We start from the raw sequence: 25991 nt of genomic DNA, 5'->3' as shown, positions 1-25991 counted from the left end.
CCCGAGCCACGCGATATCTGTCTTTCTTCATACATGAAGTACAGGAAGGGTCCGGCATAGCGCCGCCTCTAACAGGATCAGGATGAGCGATATGAAAATTTCCCGCCAAGCTTATGCCGACATGTTCGGCCCCACCACAGGCGACAAGGTTCGCCTGGCCGACACGGACCTGTGGATCGAGGTGGAAGAAGATCACACGATTTACGGTGAGGAGGTTAAGTTCGGGGGCGGCAAGGTCATCCGTGATGGCATGGGCCAAAGCCAGCGCTGTGCGGCCGATGTAGTCGATACCGTTATAACCAACGCCCTGATTCTTGATCACTGGGGCATCGTAAAGGCTGACGTGGGCCTCAAGAATGGCCGCATCGCTGCTATCGGCAAGGCCGGTAACCCAGATATCCAGCCTGGCGTCACGATTGCCATTGGCGGCGCGACCGAAGTGATCGCCGGTGAAGGCATGATCCTTACTGCGGGCGGCATCGACAGCCACATCCACTTCATCTGCCCTCAGCAGATCGAAGAAGCGCTCATGAGCGGTGTAACCACCATGATCGGCGGCGGCACGGGCCCGGCCACCGGCACCAATGCCACTACGGTAACGCCCGGCCCCTGGCACATGGCGCGCATGCTTCAGGCAGCAGATGCCTTTCCCATGAACATAGGCTTTACCGGCAAGGGCAACGTAAGCCTGCCCTTGCCGCTAGTAGAGCAGATCAAGGCCGGCGCCATCGGCCTCAAGCTGCACGAAGATTGGGGCACCACACCGGCAGCCATCGATAACTGTCTCGCGGTGGCGGACCAATACGATATTCAAGTCGCGATTCATACCGACACACTGAACGAATCCGGCTTTGTCGAAACGACCCTGGGCGCCTTCAAGAATCGAACCATCCACACCTACCACACCGAAGGAGCGGGTGGCGGTCATGCGCCGGATATCATCAAGGCCTGCGGCTTCCCCAATGTGTTACCCAGCTCCACTAACCCGACGCGCCCCTTCACTCGGAACACCATCGACGAGCATTTGGACATGCTCATGGTTTGTCACCACCTTGACCCGAGCATCGCTGAAGATGTGGCCTTTGCCGAAAGCCGCATCCGCCGCGAGACCATCGCTGCCGAGGACATTCTTCACGACCTGGGCGCGTTTTCCATGATCAGCTCTGACAGCCAGGCCATGGGCCGCGTAGGCGAAGTGATCACCCGCACCTGGCAGACTGCTGACAAGATGAAAAAGCAGCGCGGCGCTTTACCGGAAGACGGTCCTGGCAACGATAACTTTCGAGCCAAGCGCTACATCGCCAAATACACCATCAATCCGGCGATTACCCATGGTATCAGTCATGAGGTAGGCTCCATTGAAGTAGGAAAATGGGCGGATCTGGTTCTCTGGCGTCCCGCCTTCTTTGGCGTAAAGCCCTCGCTGATTCTAAAGGGTGGCGCCATCGCAGCCAGCCTCATGGGCGATGCCAATGCTTCTATTCCTACGCCACAACCGGTGCACTATCGACCAATGTTCGCAAGCTTTGCCGGCGCGCGTCATTCCACCAGCCTGACCTTTATCAGCCAGGCAGCCTTTGATGCAGGCGTTCCCGTCGAGCTGGGTCTCAAAAAGCAGATTGGGGTAGTGAAAGGCTGCCGTACCGTGAAAAAGACCGACCTGATCCACAACGGGTATCTGCCTACCATTGAGGTCGATCCCCAGAATTATCAGGTAAAGGCGGATGGGCAGTTGCTATGGTGCGAGCCGGCAGAGGTACTACCGATGGCCCAGCGGTATTTCCTGTTCTAACGCATCGCAGGCGTGCATAGCTTACGATCCAGTCAGCCATGCACGCCGTTAAGCGCACCGGTTTCCGACGACTGCCTACGCCGTTTTCCATTCGCCACGGTCTGAAGGGTTTTACGGGAGCGCGCCATGACCGATAACACTGACTTCATTCGCATCGTGGACAGCCAAACGCTTTCCAACGACTTCTCCACACTCAAGAAAACCATCTTTGACTACCGCCGCCGCGATGGGACATGGCAGCAGTTGACGCGCGAAACCTATGACCGGGGCGACAGCACAACTGTCCTGCTCTATAACCGGGCACGCCGCACGGTTGTCCTGACCCGGCAGTTCCGCTTTCCCGCCTATGTCAATGGTGTCCCAGACGGCATGCTACTTGAAACGCCAGCAGGCAAGAACGAGGCCGAATCGCCTGACACGCGTATCCGAAGCGAGATCAAAGAGGAAACCGGTTACGACATTGGACACGTCACTCCCCTATTCGACGCGTTTTCCAGCCCCGGCTCGATAACAGAAAAAGTATCCTTCTTTGTAGCGGAATATGACGCGAGTAAGCGCCAGGATGAGGGCGGCGGTCTGGCTGATGAAGGAGAAGATATCGAGGTATTAGAAATGCCACTCGATGAAGCGCTCGGCCTTATTCAACAAGGGCAGATCCAGGACCTCAAGACCATCACCCTGCTGTATCACGCCGCCCTGTATCTTTTCGAGTGATGCGTTACGCCTTCAATCACAACCTATACAAAGGCAACACCCTATACAGACTGCACGATGAACTAGACTGAAACAGTGAATGGTCGTGACCGAATGAACAAGTCCCTTCCTATCCTTGAGGCGAAGGCTGCTTCCAACTCGCAGCCGACGTCAGGAGCCTGTCATGTTTATCCGTTACCTCTTTGCGGCAACCCTGTTTGCAGCCTCCACTGTCCTGATAGCCGCTCCGGCCCAGGACAAAGATGGCATGTTGGTCGATAGCGAGGGCATGACGCTTTATACCTACGATAAGGATTCAGAGGGTATATCGACCTGCCATTCCACCTGTGCCGAAAACTGGCCTCCACTAGAGGCTATGGCGGGCGAAACAGGCTCTGGAAAGTGGAGTGTGGTCACGCGAGAAGACGGCATAAGCCAATGGTCTTATAAAGGCAAGCCACTTTACACCTACGCCAGGGACATGGAGCCAGGTGATCGGGACGGTGAGGGCAAGGGCGGCGTCTGGCATGTAGCCAAGCCATAACCAGGCTGACACGCAGATACATCCTCTTTTAGAAAGAGAATGCCGGGCGCGCTGTTAGGTCAGCGCAGCTGACTATCCTTACTGCCGCGCCGATTGTAGCCGCTGAATTTGGCCTGTTCATGATCGTGCGCGTTCTGGCAGACGATACACAACCGCACGCCTTTAACAGCCTCACGGCGCGCCTTGGGAATTTCGGCGTCGCACTCTTCGCAATGGGTCAAGCTTTCGCCTTGCGCCAGCTGGCTGCGGGCCCGCTGGATGGCATCCTCAATCGTACTGTCGATCTGTTCCTGTACTGCACCGTCGTTCGCCCAACCGCTGGCCATGTCGACCTCCTGTTGATTCGTCTACAGCTACATATGGGTTTTTACTTCCAGCTTTCCAAGCCTTGCGCCTGGGCATCGAAATTTCCCTTACAAGGGCTATAGCCGCCCGGGTGTAACACCCGTTCTCTTTAGTACAGGAAACAGCTACACCAGTTCGGCTCGTATCAGCTCACTCTTCACATAAGCATAGTAGATTGGCGCAGCAACCAGCCCCGGCAAACCAAAGGCCGACTCGAATACCAGCATCGCCAGGAGCAGCTCCCAGGAGCGGGCATTGATCTGGCCGCCCACAATGCGGGCATTCAGAAAGTATTCCAACTTGTGAATGGTCACGAGGTAACAGCCCACCGCGACCGCAACCCATAACGACACGGACAACCCAGCGATCAGGATGAACGTATTGGAAATGAGATTTCCAATCACGGGTAGCAACCCGACGATAAAGGTCAGCACGATCAGGGTCTTGGTCAGTGGCAAGTGAATCCCGAACAACGGAAGCACGCCTGCCAGAAAGATGGCTGTCAACACTGTATTAATGGCGGAGATCTTGACCTGAGCGAAGACTACGCGATGAAAAGCCTGGGACAGCAGCGACACTCGGTCCAGCAGGGCCGACGCTAACGGGCGCTCGTCCGCCACACTGCGCTTGCGCTGCAGGGCCACCGCTGCCCCGAGAATCAAGCCGATCAGCATGGTCACAAAGGTATGTACTGCTCCCTTTCCGACCATCTGCAACTCGCTCAGATGCGCAACCAGCCACTCGTTGACAGCACGGCGCAGCTCTTCGGCACTGGCCGGCAAGTACTTATCGACAGAAAGGGGCAGTTGTCCCCGGGCGCGCTCAGTCAGCACCATGAATTTGTCAATCAGACTGCCGGGATTCCTTACCTCATGCAGTACGAAACTGATCGCTCCGGCAAAGCCGACAGCCAGCACACAGACGACCAGCGTAACGAGCAAGGCAACTGCCACAATCCGCGCCCGGTTACCGGGAATCAGGAGTTGCAGACGCGGCTCCAGCATATTGGCCAGCTCAAAAACCAGCAGCCCGGCAAACAGGCTGGGAACCAGGCCCAGCGGAAAGACGAGCATGAGACTGGCAAGAATAACGAACCAACTCGATAAGAGAATCTGACGTGAACTGAGTAATTGCATGATGCCCAACGAGCCGATGACGAACGGGCAGTCTGCCAGCCTACAGGTTGGCATCACAGCCCATCCAGAAAGGAAATCGTGTACTACACCGAGTTTTTCAGGCAAACACCACTGGTAGTGGACGTTATGCGCTATTGGGTGAGCCAATGGTCGATTGTTTAGACCATACGTTTCCGTCAGGCATCGGATGATTCAAGCCGAGCATATTGAGAACCGAATGGCTGCGCCGGGCGTGTCGATCGCAAGATACTTTCTATAGCCTGGGCGACCTGCTCGACCGAAATAGCCAGCATCGAATGACGGCATTGCTTGCAGGGTAACCGCGCACCGTTGCCGTAGAGGCTCTTTCCCTCATACAGATTGATATGCTCTGGATAACCGGTAATCCGTGGCGAGATGAACTCGGAAAACAGCACGACAGCCGGCGTGGAAACGGCTGCAGCCGCATGATGGAGTCCACCCTCAGCCCCTACGAAAGCGCGGGCATGGGCCAGTACTGCAACAGCTTCTCGAAAGGTTGAGGTCACGACATGCCGAACACCTGGCAGAACACGCGTACCCACTGGGCCAAGCTGTACAAAATCGAATCCATAGCTAACGAGATGTTCCCACCGCTCCCAGGGCCATGCCTTGTTCGAGTCGGGCACTTTGGTATGCGGCTCGACAACAATGGCTCCTTGCGCTTGCGCCTGACCAAAGGCTAATTCTTCCTCCGTAAAAAACACCTCGGCGGCTACAAGGGGAAACGGTTGCCAGGCACAGGTTTTCTTATTCTTGTCCCGAATGTAAGGGCGGCTTTTCGGCGCGTTACATAGCTGAATACACCCGGCTTCTGCCTGCCTAAGAATATACGGGTTGTGCTCCCAGATCTCTGACCAGCGCGGCGCCCCGTCACGATCCACAAACAGTACCTTTTGCCCGCTTTGCTGATAATGCATACGGGCTTGCCCTGCCGCCATGAGTTCGTCACCCATTCCCATGCCGCTTTCTCCGTATGTAAACCTGTCAATATCTCAAGACAGCATACGCAGAGTTTCCTTACCGCTTGCTTAACGAGCGATCAGTGCCGCCTGAAGGCAGTAGTTATCAGCAGCCAAAGCTAGAGTTCGATAGAGTATATCCGTCGAAACACGACGGAATTTATGATGTATATCGACTTGAATGAATTGTGGCATCTACTTGAGCAAGTCATCGTCTGGGCAGCAGCGTTGCTTAAACTCGGCCTCTTGTTTTGTGCCGTCGGCATCGTTGCAGGCTTGATGAAATGGAGTGTTTGGTGGGGCAAAACCCTTACCGTTATTTCTCTTGGAATCGCTGCTTTCCTGACTTTAGGGCTGGATTTCCTTGGTTCTCTGATGACATAGCATAAGGTGGTATCGTCTTGGGCTTACTCTGGTAATCCCGCTATGCTCTGCCATAGAGCCTTTACGAGAATTTCCGATGACCAATGCTCCCTCCCGTGTTCGCCTGACTTCTACCAAGCTGCTCTCCGATGATTGGGGTGTACTCAAGAAGAACACCTTCGACTTTTTGCGCAGCGATGGCACCTGGCAACAGCAAACTCGCGAGACGTATGACCGCGGCCACGGCGCAACTGTCCTGCTCTATAACTTGACGAGCCGGACAGTTGTATTGATCCGCCAGTTTCGCTTTCCGGTCTATCAGATGGATCCGCGTACCGAGGGCCTTCTGATCGAGACGCCTGCCGGGTTGCTCGACGACGCCGACCCGGCAGAGCGTATTCGCGCAGAAATCGAGGAGGAAACGGGTTATCACGTGCATGACGTCACCCGACTTTTCGAGGCCTACACGAGTCCCGGTTCGGTGACGGAAAAACTCTACTTCTTTGCGGCCGAATACGACATTGACGCCAGAAAAAGCGCCGGTGGCGGCTTGGCCCATGAGGGTGAAGATATCGAAGTGCTGGAGTTACCGTTCGACGAGGCACTGGCCATGATTCGTAACGGCGAGATTCAGGATGGCAAGACCATCATGCTTCTGCATTACGCTGCGTTGTACCTGTTTCCGCAGCGTTGAGAACACGCCGCTTCCCGCGGTGCACTCTGGATATATCACTTGAGCGCGACATTTCATCCTACTCCCCTAAAGCTATTGACGGGGCCGCCTGCATACTGGTGCCCTATAAAAGTCGTTTCCAGGTGCGGGCTGGCCCCACACCTGGAGGCCCTGGAAAGCTCTACCAAGCCAAGCGAGCCAGTGGCTTTGAGGTGCTAGGCTTTCCGGCTAGTTGTGAAGTCATGAGTCCAGAGGCGATGCTGACATTGCCAAGCGGTCCAAACGCTAGCGGATCGAAGCCTGCTTTTTTCAGAAGAGATCGCACCTATACGGGAAACGCCAGAAATCATCTCACCAGCGCACGTTTTGGCACTGACCAGGCCACTATGCGGGCCTTGGTATTTCGTGCATCTGCCACTGCACTCTACTACTTTTTCAAACTCTGATGCGTACCACCGTGCCGGCTATAAGTCATGGTTGGCGAGGGTATTGGCCTACCTGAAAGTTTGCTCTCAAGTAGGCCGTTGTTTGACGATACGCGATAAAACGATTCCTCAACGGTGCCGATTGCACTATAAAGAAACGCCTTGGTCGCTTCACAAGAACGATCAAAAGTAGAATCTTAAGAAAAGGAGCACTTCGCATGAAAGGCAAATCCTTGGCATGGGCCTTAACAGCTGTCTTGGCTGGTACATCTCTTGGCGGTGTCGCCCAGGCCGCCACGCAGTTCGTTACGATCGGTACGGGGGGCCAGACAGGTGTGTACTATGTTGCAGGCCAGTCCATTTGCCGCTTCCTCAATCGTGCTGCTGAAGAAACCATCAAGTGCAACGCTCCGTCCAGCGGTGGCGGCGTTGCCAACGTAAACGGTATCCGCAACGGCGAGTTCAATTTTGGCATCATGCAATCGGACCATCAGTTCAAGGCAATGAAAGGCCTCGAACCCTTCAAGAACGAAGGTCCGATGGAAGATCTCCGCGCCGTCTTTTCCATGCAGAGCGAAGTGTTCACCGTATTGGCCCGCAAGTCGGCCAATATCAACGGCTTCGACGACCTTAAAGGCAAGCGCGTCAATATTGGTAATCCCGGCTCCGGCCAGCGCGATACGATCGAAGAAATCATGCGCGTAAAAGGGTGGGATAAATCGGTCTTCTCCCTGGCTTCCGAACTCAAGCCTGCCGAGCAAGCCGCCGCCTTGGGCGATAACAATATCGATGCAATGACCTACTTCGTAGGTCATCCCAACGGTGCTATTCAAGAAGCGGCCACAACAGTTGATACTGTCCTGGTACCTGTTACCGGCCCGGATATCGACAAGCTACTGGCCGAAAAAAGCTACTACACCAAGGCGGAGATTCCAGCGGGCCTGTACAAGGGCAGTGACAAAGCCACCCCATCCATTGGCGGCAAGGCCGTGCTGTCCACCAGCGCCAAAACGGATCCGGAAGTGGTGTACCAGTTGGTCAAATCTGTATTCGAGAACCTGGATCGCTTCAAGAAGCTTCACCCAGCTTTCGCCGATCTGAAGGCCGAAGACATGATCAAGGTCGGTTTGACTGCTCCTTTGCATGAGGGAGCTGAGCGCTACTACAAGGAGCGCGGCTGGCTCTAAGGTCAGACTGCGCCAACGAACCGCGGCCTATGTCGCGGTTTCGTTTTTAGCGCCTGATCGAATGGGTGTGTTTATTCTATGCCTTGATCAGTAATTGCAGGGCGCTAGACACACTACAGTCAAGAGAGCCCTTCCAACGCAGGTTGGAAGGGCTCTCTATGTCCGAATGCTACAAACAGGTTAGCCTATGTCTGAAAAACACCTCTCTACGGAAGAACTGGTCGCTCAGGATGTGGGCGCCCGGAGTCCGCAGGGTTTCATGGCCAGCGTTATTGCCGGGCTTGCCTTACTCTGGTCGCTGTTTCAACTCTGGATTGCCTCTCCCTTGCCGTTCATTTTGGGATTTGGCGTATTCAACAACACCGAGTCCCGGTCGATTCACTTAACGTTCGCCCTGCTCCTGGCGTTTCTGGCCTACCCGGCCTTCAAACGCTCGCCACGCAACCGCGTACCCATGGTGGATCTCGCGCTCGGGCTCATCGCAGCCGCCAGTGCAGCTTATCTCTTTGTCATGTATCAGGAACTGTCGCAACGTCCTGGTAATCTGACAACAGCCGATCTAGTCGCAGCTTGCATTGGCCTGCCCTTGCTACTGGAGGCCACCCGCCGTGCCCTCGGCCCGGCCCTTGCCATCATTGCCTTGACCTTCCTGATCTATAGCCTGGCGGGCCCTTATATGCCTGGCCTGCTGGCACACCGGGGAGTGAGTTTCACTGCTCTGGCCAATCATCAATGGATCACGACGGAAGGCGTCTTCGGCATAGCCCTGGGTGTTTCCACCAGCTTCGTGTTCCTGTTCGTGCTGTTTGGTGCGCTGCTTGAGCGTGCAGGCGCCGGGCATTACTTCATTCAGTTGGCTTTCAGCCTGCTGGGGCATCTGAAAGGAGGCCCAGCCAAGGCAGCAGTCGTATCGTCCGGCCTGACGGGTCTGATCTCCGGTTCGTCTATCGCCAACGTTGTTACTACCGGTACTTTCACTATCCCAATGATGAAGCGCACAGGCTTTTCCTCCGAAAAGGCCGGCGCCGTGGAAGTAGCCTCCTCGGTTAATGGGCAGATCATGCCGCCAGTCATGGGTGCCGCCGCATTCCTGATGGTTGAGTACGTGGGTATTCCCTATACGGAGGTTATCAAACACGCCTTTCTGCCAGCGCTGATTTCCTATATTGCCCTTTTCTATATTGTTCACCTTGAATCCCTTAAATTAGGACTTCAAGGCCTGCCTCGCCATCAACAAACGCGGTCCTGGCTCCAACGCCTGATGGGCTTCGCCTTTGGCGTCGCGCTGATCAGCGGACTTTCTCTGGCGGTTTACTACGGGCTCGGCTGGCTTAAGCCGGCCTTAGGCGACGCGGCAATCTGGGTAATCGGCGGGCTTGTTGCCGTGGTTTACCTGGGCCTGTTGAAGATAGCGGCGAGTAATCCGCCGCTGCCGCCAGAGGACCCGGATACTCCGCTGGAAGCCCTGCCTCAGACAAAACCTATCCTGCTGTCCGGCCTGCATTTCCTGCTGCCTGTCATCGTGTTGGTATGGTGCCTGATGATCGAGCGGCTCTCCCCTGGCCTTTCAGCCTTTTGGGGCTCCGTCATTCTGGTCATCATTCTGTTGACCCAGCGGCCGTTACTCAATTGGCTACGCAAGGATGGTCGTCACGATCACGGCACGTTTGCTGACGGTCTCGTAGATCTTCGGGAAGGCCTGATCGCCGGGGCGCGCAACATGATCGGTATTGGCATTGCTACGGCCGCAGCGGGGATCATTGTCGGGGCTGTCTCGCAGACCGGTGTTGGCCTGGTACTGGCTGATCTGGTCGAACTCCTGTCGATGGGCAATCTGCTGCTGATGTTGCTGCTTACCGCCTTCCTCAGCCTGATCCTGGGCATGGGCTTGCCGACTACAGCAAACTACATCGTAGTCTCTAGCCTGCTAGCGCCAGTTATTGTTGCCCTGGGTCAACAGAACGGCTTGATCGTACCGCTCATCGCGGTCCACCTGTTTGTCTTCTACTTTGGCATCATGGCCGATGTGACGCCGCCGGTAGGTCTCGCCTCGTTCGCAGCGGCCGCTGTGTCCAAAGGTGACCCGATCAAAACCGGTGTTACCGCGTTTTACTACAGTTTGCGAACCGCCGCGCTACCGTTCCTGTTCATTTTCAACACAGATCTGCTGTTGATTAACGTAGACTTCTGGCATGGCGTATTGATCTTTATCGTCGCAACCATTGCCATGCTGATTTTTGCAGCCGGTACACAGGGCTACTTTCTGGTCAAAAGCCGGTGGTATGAAAGTGTATTGCTGCTGCTTGTGGCATTCACCCTGTTCCGCCCTGGTTTTTGGATGGATATGGTACATCCGCCCTATCAGGACTTCGAACCTACGCAACTGGTACAAGCCCTGGACGATACCCATGCTGGAACTCAGGTGCGGCTACGTATCCTGGGTGAGGATGCGGTAGGCGATCCCCGTGAACTCAGCGTGCTGCTGACAATTCCGGAGGGTAGCAACGGCCAGGAGCGGTTGGAAAATCTCGGTATCGAGTATTACGAACAGGACGGCAAAATACTGATCGACACGGTGGCCTTCGGCAGTCCGGCCGCTGCGGCAGGGCTGGAATTCGACCAGCAGATCATGGCTGTACGCGTTCCTACCGAGGGCTGGCCCAAGGAGCTTATGTGGGTTCCAGGGTTTGCCCTATTTGCCTTGATCGTATGGATGCAGCGTCGGCGGCGTCGGCACTAACAGGCCTTAGAGCCTCTTCAACATCCGGCCGACTGGACCGGAACAAGACCTCGGCGGCTCACCTGAGCAGCCGTCGAGGTACGGTATCACTGACCTGCAGCAGATCATGAGTAAGGCTCTTATGACGGACGACGCCTTTCGTCCACCGCCCCAAGCGATTACCATGGCCTTCTTTTCGCTTGCCTCACTGCATGCAGTTCCTGTCACAGGCAAGCCGGATTCATGCTGAAACAAAAAGGCGTACTACGAGCTTGGCAGCTGCTAGCGGTTTCTCAATTCAAAGCTTGAATTGGATCACCAATCACGAACGCTAACGCGTTACGTTGATGGTATAGACAGGCCTTGTTAGGGTACGGCCACTTTTTATGAGGACGCTCTTCTTATTGAGCGCCTTTTCTATTTCGAAAACATGACCGTTCACATGCCTATGCAAACTTTTCTATCCCGCCTGGTTTCTCGCTTTCCCCTGCTTTCCCAGGGTACACGCATGCAGGCAACACGAACCCGATTCAGCACCTATTTGCTAAGTGCTGCCTTGCTTGGTGGATTGGGGCAAGCCCATGCACAGGAAAATGCCGTCCCAGGTGATCGCTGGGTAAGCGACACGTTGAGCACCTATGTCAGAAGCGGACCGACCGATGGCTATCGAATCGTCGGGGCGCTTAAGTCCGGCCAGAAAGTCGAGCTGGTCAGTACCCAAGGGGATTACAGCCAGATCCGCGGGGAAGGTGGTGATCTGGTTTGGATTCGCTCATCAGACTTGCAAGAACAGCCAGGTCCGCGCGAATACGTCCCACAGCTGCAGCAGCAGGTTAACGAACTCAGTGCCCAGCTCAAGACTATCGACGACGGCTGGAAAAGCCGCGTTCAAGGTATGCAGGAAACCCTGGAAGCCAGAAAGGCGCGCATTGACGAACTGGAAGATACTCGCCGCAAACTGGACAATGAACTAACCGAGGCCCAATCAGAACTCCGTAGCGTCAAGGCACGTCTTGGCGATGAGAATCAAGATGCTCTAATGCGTTACTTTGTTTATGGCGGCAGCATTGCTGGGGCCGGTCTGCTTGCCGGTCTGATCCTGCCGTCCTTTGCCGGACGACGCAAACGCAACGACCGCTGGTTCTAACCTGATGGCTGGGCTGCGGTCCGTTACCGCAGCCCTTTATCCTGCCCTGATTCACTCCTGAAGCATGAACCGCGCGAGTCGCTGCCTGAGCCGCTGGTTTTCGGTACGTAACCGCTCTACCTCGTCTAGCAAATCGATAGCCAGTGCAATCCCCGCCCAGTCCAGCTCCAGTTCCCGTTGAAGCCGCACGGCACGGCGCACGGTGTGCAACGCTGACAGATCAAACATCCATCGGTCAGGACCCTGTCCGCTCGGCTCGACAATCCCATGCTCAACGATTTCTATGACCCGGGTCGGTGGTGTATTTACCAGACGGCTGAGTTCGTCCAGACCAAACTCCAAGATCACGGTTGTCATCTTAATCCCTCCATTCACTTCTGGGGTTGAACGAAGCCTTATCGGCGAGTTGCTTCCAGAGTTTTTGGGTTGCCTCGTCCTGAGTTGTCGGCATTACGATTTTGATGACGACATACAGGTCGCCCGCACCGCCGGCGCGGTTGCGTAGCCCTTTGCCCTTAAGCCTTAGCCGTTGCCCGGATTGGCTGTTGCCCGGTATGGTGACTTGCAATTTGCCGCTCAAGGTAGGAATCGTGATCCGGGTACCCAACGCAGCCTCCCACGGTGCCAGCGGAACAGTCAGGATCAGGTCGTGACCGTCAACATCAAAGAGAGGATGTGGCACAAGGCGAACAACTAAATACAGGTCACCGGCCGGTGCCCCACCTCGCCCCGGTGCGCCATGCCCTTTAAGCCGTATGCGCTCTCCATCAGCCACGCCTTTTGGAATACGTACGTTAAGGGTTTTCTGCACGTTTTCCAGGCGACGCCCGTCTGCACTGTAGCGAGGCACCTGATAATTCAGGGTTCTTGGCTCGTCAGACAAGGTATCTTCTAGAAACAGCGGCAACTCCATTTCCATATCCTGCCCTCGACGTCCGCCAGAATGCTCCCAACGAGTGTTTCCCGACGCTCCGGGGCGTGCGCCAAAAACAGACTCAAAGAACTCTGAGAAATGCACGTTGCCGTCCAGATCCTCGAAACCACCCGAGGGCCGCCATCCAGGTGGCGGCTCGAACGCCTGACCTGCCTGACCATAGCGCCGGAGCTGATCATACTCGGCACGCTTACCCGGATCTCTCAGAACCTCATACGCCTCGGAAATCTCCTTGAACCGGCTCTCGGCATTTGATTCCTTGCTTACATCCGGATGGTATTTGCGAGCCAACTTGCGGTAAGCCGTCTTGATGGCTTTCTCATCTGCTCCTGGGTCCACACCCAGTACCGCATAATAATCTTTGAATTCCATCTATCCCCACCGTCTTGTTAAAAATGGATAACAGGTGATTACAGATCACCCCATCATCAAGGCATCCAACATCGTGAGCATGACCGGGGTGGCTATTACAGAAAGCTACCGGCGTCATGTCGGCCAAGTGCTTATCTGTGCCAGCGAAAAGCCTCAACATGTCCATAGACGTGTGGACGCTGTCTCTAAAAGACAAGGGCCAACGTGCGTATCGCCAGCATGGCATGAATCGTTAGGGAATGATGGACGGAAAGAACCTTACCCCTCCCATAGAGCCTAATCCGGTAATGCCCTTGAAAGGGTCTGTATGGGAGAAAGTATCTATGAGCGACGATCAGAAAGTTCCTGCCAATGAGAACATTGAGCATGAAGACCTTGATAATCGAGAGGTCGATGAGGATCAATTGGACGAGGCGGTAGAAGAAACCTTTCCGGCCAGCGACCCCATATCACCGTGAGAGGCCTCAGCCGCGCCGGTTGAGTGTGTCAGGTTCTTACGCTCAATACACTTAACCGGCTCACACCTGTTCCCTGAATAAAGCGAGGTGCTTTAACCGGCCTAAGGTCAGGTCCAGATAGTTTACCGTGTAGAAGGAATGCCCATGACTGACACCAGGGAAATCGTCTGGAATACCTTGAAAGAAGAGTTGGCTGACCTCGGCGATCCCGAGCAGGCGACCCGACTCGTTTTGCGATTGACCTTGGCGGCGATGTTAGGGGCAATACTTGGCCTTGAGCGCGAGCAAGCTGGCAAGGCCGCAGGTGTTCGTACCCATATGCTGGTGGCTCTCGGCTCAGCCTTATTTGTACTAGCGCCGGAATTAGCAGGTATCGACAGCGAGGATTTAAGTCGGGTTATTCAAGGGCTGGTTACTGGCGTAGGCTTTCTTGGTGCAGGAACGATTATCAAGAGCCAAAGCCCGAACCACGTAAAGGGCCTGACTACGGCAGCCGGCATTTGGTTGACGGCTGCCATTGGCATGGCAGCCGGTACAGGCCGCGAGCTGTCAGCCATATACTGTACTGTAATGGCCCTTTGCATCTTCTTTATCGTTCCGCGACTGTTTAGCAATAGTCGAACAAATGACAACACCATCGATAAGAAATGATGCCAGCCGGCAACGTATAACCAGCCCTTATCCACTTATTGGTCTACGCTAGAGCACCCCTGCAGATTGGCTTGCGTTACGTTGCTGTAAGCCGGCACGCTCCGAGTCAACCAGACATTCCCGCCGATCGTCGAACCTTTACCGATAGTAATCCGGCCAAGAATGGTCGCACCGGCATAGATAACCACATCGTCCTCTACAATTGGATGACGCGGATGTCCCTTCTGTAGGTTACCCGACTCATCGGCTGGAAACCGCTTGGCTCCCAGAGTCACAGCCTGATAAATCCGTACCCGTTCCCCAATGATTGCAGTCTCCCCGATCACTACGCCTGTGCCGTGATCGATGAAAAAGCTACGTCCGATTTTTGCGCCCGGATGGATATCTATCCCTGTTGCGGAGTGCGCCAGTTCAGCAATGATACGTGCCAGTAGAGGTAAGTCGGAACTATACAGTTGATGCGCCAACCGGTGATAAATTACCGCCAGGATACCGGGATAGCACAACAGTACCTCATCCACACTGCGCGCTGCCGGGTCACCGCTATAGGCGGCCAGCACATCGCTATCGAGCAAGCGACGCAAGTCTGGCAAGGCCAGGGCGAAATCCTGCACGATACGCTGGGCCGGTTCATCAACAGAGCACTCTGAAATGCCTTGCTGCCGCGCCGCATAGCAGAGTTCCAGCCGAACCTGCCCCAGCAGGGCATTAAGTGCGCGGTCGAGCACATGCCCTACGAAGAAATTCTCGCTTTCCGCCCGTAGATCGCTCGGCCCCAAACGCAACGGAAACAGGGCACTGCACAAGGATTCCATGATTTCGCTGATAACAACACGTGACGGTAGCTCACGGCTGCCCAGTTCACGCGTTCGGCCATACTGGCTCCGCCACTCATTGCGTGCTTCCTGCAACTCATCGACGATACGCCCCAGCTGCCATTTGATGGCCGGAGCCCTGCCCTGACTCGCGTTTGAATCACTCATTACCGCATTCCTGAAAAAGGGCGACACCTGCCGCTCCTGGATTCGACAATACGAAGGGACTAGAGTCCCTTTCGACCATACGCCTACCTTACCCCATCGTCTGCACTGACGTGAAACATCCCCTGCGTCCGGCTGAAGGTAGTCCTGCGACCCTCTAGCCTTCTTTCAGGATAGGATGCCAATGGATTCCCGGTAAGGGGCGACCTCGCTTGCCGGGTCTGCTCATTTGCATGGAGACGATTTATGACATTTGGTCCTCTGGTCAGTACCACCTGGCTGGCCGATACACTTGGCGCTGAAGACATGGTGATATTCGATGCCAGTGCCTATCTGCCGAGCGAACCCCAGAATGCCCAGGTCGAATACGCCGCCGCCCATATTCCAGGCGCGCGTTTCTTCGACATAGAAGCCCTTTCCGATCCGGATACCGCTCTACCGCATATGGCTCCGTCTCAAGGCCGCTTCGCCCGTATGGTCAGCGAGCTTGGTGTGAGCAACAACTCCCGTATCGTCGTCTATGACCAAAAAGGCCTGTTTTCAGCGGCGCGGGTCTGGTGGATGTTCCGGTTATTTGGTCATGACCAAGTGGCTGTGCTGGACGGTGGTCTACCCAAATGGCGAGCGGAAAATCGTTCCCTCGACAGCGGGCAAGCCGCCCCTGTCGCTCCAGCCCACTTCAATGCCAGCCTGCGTACGGGATTGCTACGCGGCTTGGGTGATCTCAAGGCCAACCTAGTTAGCGGCGCCGAGCATGTACTTGATGCACGTGCAGCAGCCCGCTTCGAAGGCCGTGTACCCGAGCCACGTGTAGGCTTGGCTGCGGGGCATATTCCCGGCAGCGCTAATCTACCGTTCAATGAACTGTTGGAAGCTGATCAAACATTCAAATCGCCAGAAGCGCTGAGAGAGCGCTTTATCCAGGCGGGTGTCGACGGGACGCGTACTGTAGTAACCAGCTGTGGTAGTGGCCTGACGGCCGCCGTGCTGTTGTTAGGCATGGCGGTAGCATGCCTGCCGGATGGTGCGCTCTATGATGGCTCCTGGACGGAATGGGGAGGTCGAGAAGACACGCCCAAGGCAACGAATACTATTTAGTAAACCTATGGGAGTCTCGACAGCTAGCCCTCTGGCGAGGCTCCCTATACCTGTTTCTCGTTGCTTTATCTGCGCGATAAACGAACATTTAATGCAACCTATCACAGTTCGTAACGTATTGCTTCTACACTACAAAACGGCTCTATTCTCAATGAGTTACTGAACTCCTTCCAATCCTTCCTTTTGCATCACCCATCTTTTATGTAGGCCAAGCCAGTTTTTTCAGCGCGCAAGGTTATTGACTGGATTAACCAGTTAGTACATTTTGTATCAAGCCCTTGTTCACTATAAAAATAAGACGGAGTTGTTTAGATGCCACAGGCTCTTCTGGTGCTTAACGGCCCTAATCTCAATATGCTCGGTATGCGTGAGCCTGCTACCTACGGTCACGAAACTCTTGCCGATGTCGAGGCGCTCTGCCACGCAGCCGCAGCCCGGCATGCTATGACCCTCGAGTTTCGCCAGACAAACCATGAAGGTGAACTCATTAATTGGATTCATCAGGCACGTGGCCGGTTTGCCGGAATCATTATCAATCCGGCGGCCTGGACCCATACGTCAGTTGCCATCCGCGATGCACTGACCGCTGCGGAGCTGCCTGTCATCGAAGTTCATATTTCCAATGTCCACAAGCGTGAAGCCTTCCGTCATCACTCCTTCGTATCGCCCATTGCGCTCGGTGTCATCTGTGGATTCGGCATCCAGGGATACCGCATGGCGGTCGAGTATTTTGGTCAATTACAGAGTAAGTAGCAGCTATGTCTGAAAAACACGTTTCTTCCGTTCTTGCTGGACTGATCGGTGCAGGTATTCAGTCGTCGCGCACACCTGCCATGCATGAACACGAAGGCGATGCACAAGGCATCCGCTACCTGTATCGCCTGATCGATCTGGATGCCCTGGGCCTTGAACCCAAGGCGTTGCCAGACTTGCTAACCGCTGCCGAACGAATGGGCTTCACCGGCCTGAATATTACGTTTCCCTGCAAGCAGACCGTTATTCCCCTGCTGGATGAGCTGTCTGAAGAGGCACTGGGTATTGGCGCGGTCAATACCGTCGTCCTTAAAGACGGTAAGCGGGTCGGCCATAATACCGACTGCCTGGGATTTGCCGAAGGCTTTCGCCGTGGCCTGCCTGATGCAGCCCGCGAGCGGGTCGTGCAAATGGGCGCAGGCGGTGCTGGCGCGGCCGTTGCGCATGCCTTGATTCGTGAAGGCGTGCAGGAGCTGACCCTATTCGACGTGGATATCACCAAGGCCCAAGAGCTGGTCAACAACCTAAAGGCCATTTTCGGACCCACCTGCGCCAAGCTAGGTACTGATCTGCCTGCTTCTATGCAGGCGGCTCAGGGATTGGTCAACACAACGCCAGTCGGCATGGCTAAACTTCCCGGCATGCCACTTCCCGCCGACTTGCTGCGAGCAGACCTTTGGGTAGCAGAAATTATCTACTTCCCACTCGAAACCGAACTATTGCGCCAAGCGCGCGCCTTAGGGTGCCGTACATTGGATGGTAGCCGTATGGCCGTTTTTCAAGCCGTAAAGGCATTTGAACTGTTTACCGGCACGGAGGCCAACGCCGAGCGCATGCAGGCGCATTTCGCCAGCATGGGCAAATAATGCCATACAGAGGCGCTGCCCTGTCGCAGCGCCTCGTTTTAGACAGGACAATAAAAATGAATGCCGTCAAATTCCTAAGTCGTCTTACCGGCTACCAATGTCATGATCGTGCTGCCGTTGTGCTTAGAGCGAACCCCTCCCGAACGCCTCAGGGTATATGAGTGTCATGATGCCTATGATATATGCCATCTCTATGCTCATTGGGTCCTGTCCGGTATCTACCGGGCGGCTGGCAAGGCCGTTATGTAAGCGAGCTAAATCATGACAAAACTAGTCGACCTGTATTTTCACCTGATCAAGGTACTACTAGTCATCTGCATGCTCGGCATGGTGATACTGGTATTCGGCAACGTCGTCCTACGCTATGCCTTTAACTCCGGTATCAGTGTCTCGGAAGAACTATCCCGCTGGTTCTTCGTTTACATGGTATTCCTCGGTGCCATTCTCGGCCTGAAGGAGCGCTCCCATATCGGTATGGACAGTCTGATTCGAGCACTGCCTACGGCTGGAAAGCGCGTTTGCCTCACCGTAGCCCACCTTTTGGTCCTGTACATATTGTGGCTGGTGGTTCAGGGCAGTTGGCAACAGGCAGTGATCAACAAGGATGTTGTAGCGCCTGCTTCGGGTCTTTCGATGGCGCTGTTTTACGCGGCTGGCCTGATCTTTGGAGTGACGTCGTTCGGGATCATGCTGTATGAACTCTATGTTGTTCTGCTCCACCCTCTCGATCATTACGTCTCTCAGCCTGTAACCGATCAACAAGATACTCATATCGCTACGACGCCTAAAACCGCCTCCAGGGAGACTCACTGATGATTCTGTCTATTTTCCTGGGTTCTCTCGCTGGCGGTATGGCGATTGGCATGCCCATCGCCTTTGCCCTACTGCTCGCCAGTATGGCCATGATGTATTACCTGGATCTGTTCGATGCCCAGATCATCGCGCAGAACCTGCTTAATGGAGCTGACAGCTTTCCCCTTATGGCAGTCCCCTTTTTCATGCTGGCCGGCGAGATCATGAACGCTGGCGGCCTGTCGCGGCGCATCGTAAATATTGCCATGGCCATGGTCGGCCACAAACGAGGTGGCCTGGGTTACGTCGCTATTATCGCGTCCTGCCTGCTGGCTTCGCTCTCCGGCTCTGCCGTGGCCGATGCCGCTGCCCTGGCGGCCTTGCTGGTACCCATGATGGTCTCGGCCGGTCACAGCCGCGAGCGATCCGCCGGTCTTATCGCGGCGGGAGGCATCATTGCCCCCATCATTCCGCCAAGCATTGGTTTCATCGTCTTTGGCGTAGCTTCTGGCGTGTCGATCTCCAAGCTGTTCCTAGCGGGTATTGTGCCCGGCATCATGCTGGGCGCGGCTCTGGCGGTAGCCTGGTGGTGGGTAGCGCGTAAGGAAGCGGTTGAGACACCACCCAAGCGATCGAAGAAGGAAATCCTCAAGGCGATGTTGGATGGTAGCTGGGCGATGGGCCTGCCTTTCATCATCATCTTCGGCTTGAAGTTCGGTATTTTCACACCGACTGAAGCAGCCGTCGTGGCAGCCGTCTACGCCCTCTTCGTGGCCACAGTTATTTACCGTGAACTTAAACTGAGCGACTTGTATGAACTAGTACTGAGCGCTGCCAAAACCACCGCTGTGGTTATGCTGCTGGTCGCCGCAGCCATGGTGTCGTCCTGGCTGGTCACCATTGCTGACCTACCCGGACAACTGGCCGACCTGCTCGAACCGTTCATGGACAACCCTACACTTCTACTGCTGCTGGTCATGCTGCTGATTATCTTGGTAGGGACCGTGATGGATATGACGCCTACCATCCTAATCCTGACTCCAGTCCTGATGCCCGCTGTGGTTCAGGCAGGCATTGACCCGGTGTATTTTGGTGTGCTGTTCCTGATCAATACTGCCATCGGTTTGATTACGCCGCCGGTCGGCACGGTTCTCAACGTTGTCTGCGGTGTGTCGAAACTGCAGATGAATGAAATCGTCCGCGGTGTCTGGCCGTTCATGCTAGCGCAACTGGTCGTTCTGGTTTTGCTGGTCCTGTTCCCGCAATTGGTGTTAGGCCCACTCAAATTCCTGGCCGGGTAGCCATGCCCGGTAACATTCACTTGTGTAGAAGAAAAACAATGAAGGAGTTTCACATGAGAACAATTAAGACTCTGCTAGCCAGTGCCTGTGCTGCCAGCTTGTTATTTGCCGGAGCGGCAGTTGCTGAAGTGCGTGATCAGACGCTGCGCTTTGCCTTCCAGAATGTGAAAGAGCACCCCCAAGGCCAGGGTGCACAGAAATTTGCTGATCTCGTGAAGGAAAAGAGCGGCGGCAAGATTAAGGTGCGTCTCTTTCCTGGCGGTACGTTGGGCGGTGACCTTCAGACCGTATCGGCCCTGCAAGGCGGTACGCTGGACCTGACCGTGCTTAACGCCGGTATTTTATCCGCCCAGGTCAAAGACTATGCGATCCTGGACTTCCCATTCCTGTTCAACAATGCCAAGGAAGCCCAGGCCGTTATTGACGGTCCTGTTGGCCAGGAACTGTCCAAACGCCTGGAAAGCAAGGGGCTTCGCACCTTGGGTTATTGGGATCTTGGGTTCCGTAACCTCACTAATAGCAAGCGTCCGGTAACCAAGTGGGAAGACATGCAAGGTCTGAAGATTCGTGTCATCCAGTCGCCCAGCTATTTGGAAACCTTCTCTGCCCTAGGCGCCAACCCTGTTCCTATGCCATTCCCCGAGGTTTATACCGGTCTCGAGCAAAGGACCGTCGACGGGCAAGAAAACCCCAACACTGTTATCCTCGGTACCAAGTTCTATGAAGTACAGAAGTACCTGTCCGTTACCCGTCACATCTACAACCCGCAATCTTTCATCATCGGTGAAAGGTCTTGGAACAAGCTGAACGAAGACGAACGCAAGGTAATCACCGAGGCGGCTGCCGAGGCGCAAGTATACCAACGCAGCGTATCGGCCGAGGCACAGGACAAGGCCTACGAAACCCTGAAGGGCAGCATGACCACAAATGAAATCTCTCCTGCCGAGATGGATCGTTTCCGCGAGAAGACCAAGCCAGTTATCGAGAAACTGTCTGTTGATGTAGATCCTGCACTGGTCAAGACCATGTACGAGGAAGTCGCCAAAGTACGGGGTCAGTAATATTCGCGTAATTGATACAAAAAGGCCGCAGTTTAAACTGCGGCCTTTTCATTTAAGGTCAGAAAAAGCGTTTCTGCATCACAGGCAGACGTAGCGCAGAATCACTTCACAGATCAGCGCTTTGTGCCGATCACGGGTCGCAGGCGCAGTGAGGTCGGTCTGGTGAATGGTAGAAAAAGTGTAGCGGTTCGAGACCCTGTAAAAGCAGAACGAACTCATCATCATATGTACATCAAGCGGATCCAAGTCTGACCTGAAAACGCCCTCCTCTACCCCACGCTGAAGAATGCGCGCGATCGTTTGAACGATTGAAGAGTTCACCGATGTGATGGCTTCCGACTGCCGAATATGGTTACCGTGATGAATGTTCTCAATATTGACGATCCGTACGAAGTCCACATTGTGATCATGATGATCGAACGTAAACTCGACTAGACGGCGAATCGCTTCTACAGGCGGTAGTTCATCAAGATGCAAGTGCGATTCGGTGGAGCGTATCTCTCCATAGAGTTTTTCCAGCACAGCGAAATACAGCTGCTCCTTGCTACCGAAGTAGTAATAGATCATGCGTTTAGATGTACGTGTACGCTCGGCAATGGTATCGACACGTGCTCCGCTGAGCCCGCTCGCTGAGAATTCGGCCACAGCAGCCAAAAGAATATGCTGCTTGGTCTCTTCAGGATTGTTCTTACGTGGCAGGCGACCAGCAGCCGGTCGTACATCAGCAGGCTCTGTAACAATTAGGGTTTCCGTCATGGGCGGAGCTCAAAAAGAAACATGGAAATTTTATTATTAAATAGGCCGCACGCTATAAGGCAAACAGGCGGCCCGCCTATTAAAAACGTGGCTGACTCTTGTGGCTATGCGCCTGCGCCATGGCAGCGAGGCGAACCGGAGTATTGGCGGCACCATAGCCACTGTATTGGTTCTTGCGCTGCAAAAGTTCAAAGAAAAAGCGCTCCGCAAACGGCTCGGTATAGACATGAAACAGCTCACCGCCTTGCGCGTCACGGTCGTAAAGGACATTGTAATAGGCTAGCTTGCTTAAATAGTCATCATCGAAGTCGTAGCGGGCTGCCAGATCATCATAATAATTGAGTGGAATCTCCAGCAGAGGTACGCCGGCATCCTTCGCCCGGTTAACCGCAGTAAAGATATCGTCACACTCGAACGCGACATGATGAACGCCCGACCCGCGATAGCTAGATAAAGCTCGTGCGATTGCCGTATTGCGGTTTTCCGAAATATTCAAGGCCAGACGGACCGAACCGCACGGGCTGCGCAATGCACGGCTCTTGACCAGCCCATACGGATCCGGCAGGACGACTTCATCATCCGCCTTGAAATTGAACAGACTCTTGTAATACAGCACCCAACTGTCAAGACTTTCGGACGGTAATGCCATGGCTACATGATCGACTCGGTTGAGGCCATTTTGAACAGCCGGTTCGCCCAAGTTGAAGTCGGTGTCATAAATAGACCGTCCATCCATGCCCGGATCCACAAAGTAGAGCAGGCTGCCATCCGGCGCACGTACGGCCGGAATTTCACGCTCATTAGGGCCAACCAGCCCGCGGTAAGGTTGAGCGCCATACTGGCAGGCGCGCTCCAGGGCTGTAGCGCCGTCACTGACACGCAGTGCAATGGCACACAGAGACGGACCGTGGACATCAAAGAAGTTATGCGCGAACGAATAGGGTTCGGCATTCAGCACAATATTGGTACTGCCCTGCCGCAATAGAGATACTTTCTTTGAACGATGCTCTCCAGCCTTGGCAAATCCTAAGCGTGTCAGCCACTGGGTAAGATCGGCTCGCAGCGGATCATCTACAGCAAACTCGAGAAACTCGACGCCATCCAGTTCAAGCGCTGGCGTTGGCGCGAACAAGATATCTGGAATGGCCTTGGCTGCATTCTCACTGGCTAAACGCTCACGAGTCTTTTCTTCAAGATACAGCAGCGAACGCAGACCATCCGCTGCATTGCTTCGCGGTGGCGCTGCACGGAAGCCGTCATTGAATATTTCCAACGATAGCGGCCCGGTATAGCCCGTACGGATGATGGGTACGAGAAAACCTGCAAGATCGAACTCCCCCTGGCCTGGGAAGCAGCGGAAATGCCGACTCCACTCCAAGACATCCATAGCAAGAACAGGAGCATCGGCCATTTGCACAAAAAAGATCTTATCGCCCGGAATCTCGGCGATACCCGAAGGGTCGCCCTTGATCGACAAGGTATGAAAACTGTCTAACAGCACACCCAGACTGGAATGATCGACTTGCCTCACAATGCTCCAGACCTGTTGCCACGTGTTTACATGACGCCCCCAGGCCAGCGCTTCGTATCCCACCCGCAACCCGCGAGCGCCTGCGCGTTCGGCCAAAAGTCGCAGATCATCAATCAGGATACTCTCGTCACCCAGAGAGTCTGCTGCCACGTTGCTGCACACCAGCACAAGATCGGTACCTAGCTCCTGCATGAGATCGAACTTTCGCTCAGCCCGGTCTAGATTGCGTGCTAGTCGATCACGACGACATCCCTCAAAATCCCTAAAAGGCTGAAACAGTGTAATTGCGATGCCAAGGTCCGCACAGAGCTGCCTGACCTCTCGAGGACTGCCGCCAAAGGTAAGCAAATCGTTTTCGAAGATTTCGACCCCGTCGAAACCCGCTGCCGCGATAGCTTCTAGCTTTTCAGGTAGGGTGCCGCTCAGGGAGACGGTGGCAATCGAGCGTTGCATGTTCAGCTCCTCTTGGTGGACAAATCCAATACGTCAACGCGACGGAGTCACAGCGGGAAGGACAAGACCCTCTAGGTCAAGACCAGTCTTCATGACTCAATATGAAGTAGCCCGGAATTATTCTTAGGGTAACTATAGGCCGCAACGGCAAAATGTACCAAACGGTTAATCGCGTTCGATAACCGCCCAAGAAGGTGATGCTGATCAAGACACTGTCCTATATGCCGTTTTTATGTGGATATATATTCTATTGAATAGACCAAACGGTTAACTTAGGGGCATTTAACGCAGATATCTGTCTTGCATTTTTTGACGAAGCGATTGCATTATCGCCACCATCACATGACCAACTTAGCTAGCACGCCAGCTCGGTTGAATTCCAACAAGACTAATAATGGAATCATCCCTGAATGCTCATCATGAACTCTGTAGCATTACCTTCATACTTGCATTATATCCTCGACGTATTTTCAACTTTGCAGATAGCCTACAGCTACTGCCAAGGTTCGGCTGCGCGTTAATGCCGAACACGATGGCCCTGAGGGAGGGCCATTCCGCTCCTGAAGTATATCAAGTTCAAAAATTTCGCTCAGGCGCGGTTATTAAAACTCATGGGAGTATATAAAAATGACGTTACGCTATCTTTCCGCCCCTACCCTACTAGGCCTCGCACCGTTTGCTCTCGCATTGGGCCTACCGGCTACTGCTAGTGCCGCCGGATTCGTTGAGGATGCCAAAGTCAATGTGATGGCCCGGAACTATTATTTCAACCGGGACTTCCGTAATAGCAGCAGTACTCAGCAGAGCAAGCAGGAAGAATGGGCCCAGGGCTTCATTTTCACAGCGAATTCTGGCTTCACAGAGGGTACGGTTGGTTTTGGTCTTGATATTACTGCGCTATACGGTTTCAAACTTGATAGTAGTGCTGATCGCTCTGGAACACAGCTGTTACCTACAAGTACACGTCGCCCCGGACAGCTGGCAGGAGAAGCAGCCGACGATTTCGGCCGTGTAGGCGCCACCTTTAAAGCCAAGGTTTCCAAGACCGAACTGCGTGTAGGCGAGCTGATGCCTAACGTTCCGGTTCTGCGCTTTAACGATGGTCGCTTGTTGCCTCAGACCTTCCAGGGCGCAACCATTACGTCCAAAGAGCTAGACGGCTTTACCTTCTATGGTGCCCAGATCCGTCAGGTGAGTTTGCGTAACTCATCTGATATGCAAGATATGACTCCTGGCCGTTTCACCAATGCAGAATCAGATCGTTTTAATTATGTTGGCGGTGAATATACTTTTAATGAAAAAAAGACAATGGTCGGCCTGTGGCATGCACGACTAGAAGATGTATATAAGCAAAACTTCTATAACCTGACCCATGCTCAGAAATTTGGTGACTGGACTTTAGGCGCAAATCTTGGTTATTTTACAGGCAAAGAAGAGGGCAGTGCTCTCGCCGGTAATCTGGATAACAAGCTTGTTACCGCCATGCTGTCCGCTGGTATCGGTGGTCACAAAGTTTCCGTGGGCCTGCAGAAAGTTAGCGGTGACGACGGCTGGTTAAGCCTTGCAGGAACCAGCGGCGGCACTCTAGCTAACGATATGTTCGTACAGAGCTTCGACAATGCCAAAGAACGTTCCTGGCAGCTCCGCTACGATTACAACTTTGCAGCGATGGGTATCCCCGGTTTAGCGCTTATGGCGCGTTACGGTCATGGGGATAATATCCATACGTCTACTACAGACGATGGCTCTCAGTGGGAACGCAACTTTGACCTGGCCTATACCTTCCAGGGCGGTCCGCTCAAGAACCTGAACATGCGCTGGAGAAACACCATGCTCCGTCGTGATTTCGGCTCTAACAACGACATCGACGAAAACCGCCTGATCTTCAGCTACCCGCTGTCCCTGCTGTAAGGTTTTCTGTGCCACAAAAAGCCTGTCCCTGTGACAGGCTTTTTTTATTCAGGCCTTACAGGGAGAAATA

25 protein-coding genes are annotated in these 25991 nt (G+C 54.4%); 17 read left to right on the top strand and 8 right to left on the bottom strand.

The window, feature by feature from the left end; all coding sequences use genetic code 11:
* Positions 1-91: 91 nt before the first annotated feature.
* From ureC to IQ22_RS00240, 3 genes are all read left to right on the top strand, one after another.
* A complete protein-coding gene (ureC, locus tag IQ22_RS00250; protein ID WP_145136273.1) occupies positions 92-1792 on the top strand; it encodes an urease subunit alpha in 1701 nt (566 codons plus the stop codon).
* A gap of 126 nt (positions 1793-1918) precedes the next feature.
* Positions 1919-2506, top strand: coding sequence for an NUDIX domain-containing protein (locus IQ22_RS00245; protein WP_145136270.1), 588 nt, complete (start codon positions 1919-1921; stop codon positions 2504-2506).
* A gap of 163 nt (positions 2507-2669) precedes the next feature.
* Complete coding sequence (locus tag IQ22_RS00240) at positions 2670-3029, top strand: COG4315 family predicted lipoprotein (RefSeq protein WP_145136267.1); 360 nt, start codon at positions 2670-2672, stop codon at positions 3027-3029.
* Between the two features lie 59 nt (positions 3030-3088).
* Here IQ22_RS00240 and IQ22_RS00235 read toward each other — a convergent pair whose 3' ends face one another.
* The 3 genes from IQ22_RS00235 to IQ22_RS00225 form a co-directional block, all read right to left on the bottom strand.
* Positions 3089-3355 (bottom strand): DksA/TraR family C4-type zinc finger protein, encoded by a 267-nt coding sequence (locus tag IQ22_RS00235; protein ID WP_145136264.1) that lies wholly within the window; start codon positions 3353-3355, stop codon positions 3089-3091.
* Positions 3356-3499: 144 nt separating this feature from the next.
* The gene (locus IQ22_RS00230) at positions 3500-4510 is read right to left on the bottom strand and encodes an AI-2E family transporter (protein WP_145137532.1); all 1011 of its coding nucleotides are present in this window, start codon (positions 4508-4510) and stop codon (positions 3500-3502) included.
* A 176-nt stretch (positions 4511-4686) separates the two neighbouring features.
* The gene (locus IQ22_RS00225; protein ID WP_145136261.1) at positions 4687-5490 is read right to left on the bottom strand and encodes a glycosyltransferase family 9 protein; all 804 of its coding nucleotides are present in this window, start codon (positions 5488-5490) and stop codon (positions 4687-4689) included.
* Positions 5491-5652: 162 nt separating this feature from the next.
* Here IQ22_RS00225 and IQ22_RS00220 point away from each other — a divergent pair, with 162 nt between their 5' ends.
* The 5 genes from IQ22_RS00220 (at position 5653) to IQ22_RS00200 (ending at position 12004) form a co-directional block, all read left to right on the top strand.
* Complete coding sequence (locus tag IQ22_RS00220) at positions 5653-5874, top strand: hypothetical protein (protein ID WP_208733583.1); 222 nt, start codon at positions 5653-5655, stop codon at positions 5872-5874.
* A 76-nt stretch (positions 5875-5950) separates the two neighbouring features.
* Positions 5951-6547 carry an NUDIX domain-containing protein gene (locus IQ22_RS00215; protein ID WP_145136258.1) on the top strand — a complete coding sequence of 199 codons (597 nt, stop codon included), beginning with the start codon at positions 5951-5953 and terminating at the stop codon, positions 6545-6547.
* Between the two features lie 622 nt (positions 6548-7169).
* A complete protein-coding gene (locus IQ22_RS00210) occupies positions 7170-8138 on the top strand; it encodes a TAXI family TRAP transporter solute-binding subunit (protein WP_145136255.1) in 969 nt (322 codons plus the stop codon).
* 187 nt (positions 8139-8325) lie between these two features.
* A complete protein-coding gene (locus tag IQ22_RS00205) occupies positions 8326-10878 on the top strand; it encodes a TRAP transporter permease (protein WP_145136252.1) in 2553 nt (850 codons plus the stop codon).
* A gap of 487 nt (positions 10879-11365) precedes the next feature.
* Complete coding sequence (locus IQ22_RS00200) at positions 11366-12004, top strand: TIGR04211 family SH3 domain-containing protein (protein WP_425298829.1); 639 nt, start codon at positions 11366-11368, stop codon at positions 12002-12004.
* 51 nt (positions 12005-12055) lie between these two features.
* On the opposite strand, the gene IQ22_RS00195 is transcribed toward IQ22_RS00200, so the two are convergent.
* Complete coding sequence (locus IQ22_RS00195; protein ID WP_145136246.1) at positions 12056-12361, bottom strand: chaperone modulator CbpM; 306 nt, start codon at positions 12359-12361, stop codon at positions 12056-12058.
* A 1-nt stretch (position 12362) separates the two neighbouring features.
* Positions 12363-13310: a curved DNA-binding protein gene (gene cbpA, locus IQ22_RS00190; protein WP_145136243.1), complete on the bottom strand. Its 948-nt coding sequence runs from the start codon at positions 13308-13310 to the stop codon at positions 12363-12365.
* Positions 13311-13633: 323 nt separating this feature from the next.
* Between cbpA and IQ22_RS23800 the strand changes: the two genes are divergently transcribed.
* A complete protein-coding gene (locus IQ22_RS23800; RefSeq protein WP_280177072.1) occupies positions 13634-13768 on the top strand; it encodes a hypothetical protein in 135 nt (44 codons plus the stop codon).
* A gap of 144 nt (positions 13769-13912) precedes the next feature.
* Positions 13913-14419 (top strand): MgtC/SapB family protein, encoded by a 507-nt coding sequence (locus IQ22_RS00185; protein WP_145136241.1) that lies wholly within the window; start codon positions 13913-13915, stop codon positions 14417-14419.
* Between the two features lie 35 nt (positions 14420-14454).
* Here the strand turns inward: IQ22_RS00185 and epsC are convergent, their stop codons facing one another.
* The gene (gene epsC, locus IQ22_RS00180; RefSeq protein ID WP_145136236.1) at positions 14455-15402 is read right to left on the bottom strand and encodes a serine O-acetyltransferase EpsC; all 948 of its coding nucleotides are present in this window, start codon (positions 15400-15402) and stop codon (positions 14455-14457) included.
* A 243-nt stretch (positions 15403-15645) separates the two neighbouring features.
* On the opposite strand from epsC, the gene sseA reads away from it, so the two are divergent.
* The 6 genes from sseA (at position 15646) to IQ22_RS00150 (ending at position 21270) form a co-directional block, all read left to right on the top strand.
* Positions 15646-16497: a 3-mercaptopyruvate sulfurtransferase gene (gene sseA, locus IQ22_RS00175; RefSeq protein ID WP_145136233.1), complete on the top strand. Its 852-nt coding sequence runs from the start codon at positions 15646-15648 to the stop codon at positions 16495-16497.
* A 312-nt stretch (positions 16498-16809) separates the two neighbouring features.
* The gene (aroQ, locus tag IQ22_RS00170; protein ID WP_145136229.1) at positions 16810-17250 is read left to right on the top strand and encodes a type II 3-dehydroquinate dehydratase; all 441 of its coding nucleotides are present in this window, start codon (positions 16810-16812) and stop codon (positions 17248-17250) included.
* A 5-nt stretch (positions 17251-17255) separates the two neighbouring features.
* Positions 17256-18116 carry a shikimate dehydrogenase gene (locus IQ22_RS00165; protein WP_145136226.1) on the top strand — a complete coding sequence of 287 codons (861 nt, stop codon included), beginning with the start codon at positions 17256-17258 and terminating at the stop codon, positions 18114-18116.
* Positions 18117-18377: 261 nt separating this feature from the next.
* The gene (locus tag IQ22_RS00160) at positions 18378-18929 is read left to right on the top strand and encodes a TRAP transporter small permease (RefSeq protein ID WP_145136223.1); all 552 of its coding nucleotides are present in this window, start codon (positions 18378-18380) and stop codon (positions 18927-18929) included.
* Positions 18929-20209, top strand: a complete 1281-nt coding sequence (locus IQ22_RS00155; protein ID WP_145136219.1) for a TRAP transporter large permease subunit — start codon at positions 18929-18931, stop codon at positions 20207-20209. Before IQ22_RS00160 ends, IQ22_RS00155 begins: the two co-directional genes overlap by 1 nt.
* 53 nt (positions 20210-20262) lie before the next feature.
* Positions 20263-21270 carry a TRAP transporter substrate-binding protein gene (locus IQ22_RS00150; RefSeq protein WP_145136217.1) on the top strand — a complete coding sequence of 336 codons (1008 nt, stop codon included), beginning with the start codon at positions 20263-20265 and terminating at the stop codon, positions 21268-21270.
* Between the two features lie 78 nt (positions 21271-21348).
* Here IQ22_RS00150 and IQ22_RS00145 read toward each other — a convergent pair whose 3' ends face one another.
* Positions 21349-22026, bottom strand: a complete 678-nt coding sequence (locus tag IQ22_RS00145) for a TetR/AcrR family transcriptional regulator (protein WP_145136213.1) — start codon at positions 22024-22026, stop codon at positions 21349-21351.
* Between the two features lie 79 nt (positions 22027-22105).
* A complete protein-coding gene (gene quiC / locus IQ22_RS00140; protein ID WP_145136211.1) occupies positions 22106-24010 on the bottom strand; it encodes a 3-dehydroshikimate dehydratase QuiC in 1905 nt (634 codons plus the stop codon).
* A 627-nt stretch (positions 24011-24637) separates the two neighbouring features.
* Here quiC and IQ22_RS00135 point away from each other — a divergent pair.
* Complete coding sequence (locus IQ22_RS00135; protein ID WP_145136208.1) at positions 24638-25921, top strand: OprD family porin; 1284 nt, start codon at positions 24638-24640, stop codon at positions 25919-25921.
* The last annotated feature ends 70 nt before the right edge of the window (positions 25922-25991 follow it).

It is taken from the genome of Pseudomonas duriflava (genome assembly GCF_007830155.1).
GTDB classification, from domain to species: domain Bacteria; phylum Pseudomonadota; class Gammaproteobacteria; order Pseudomonadales; family Pseudomonadaceae; genus Chryseomonas; species Chryseomonas duriflava.
This window is presented reverse-complemented; position numbering and strand designations above follow the sequence as displayed.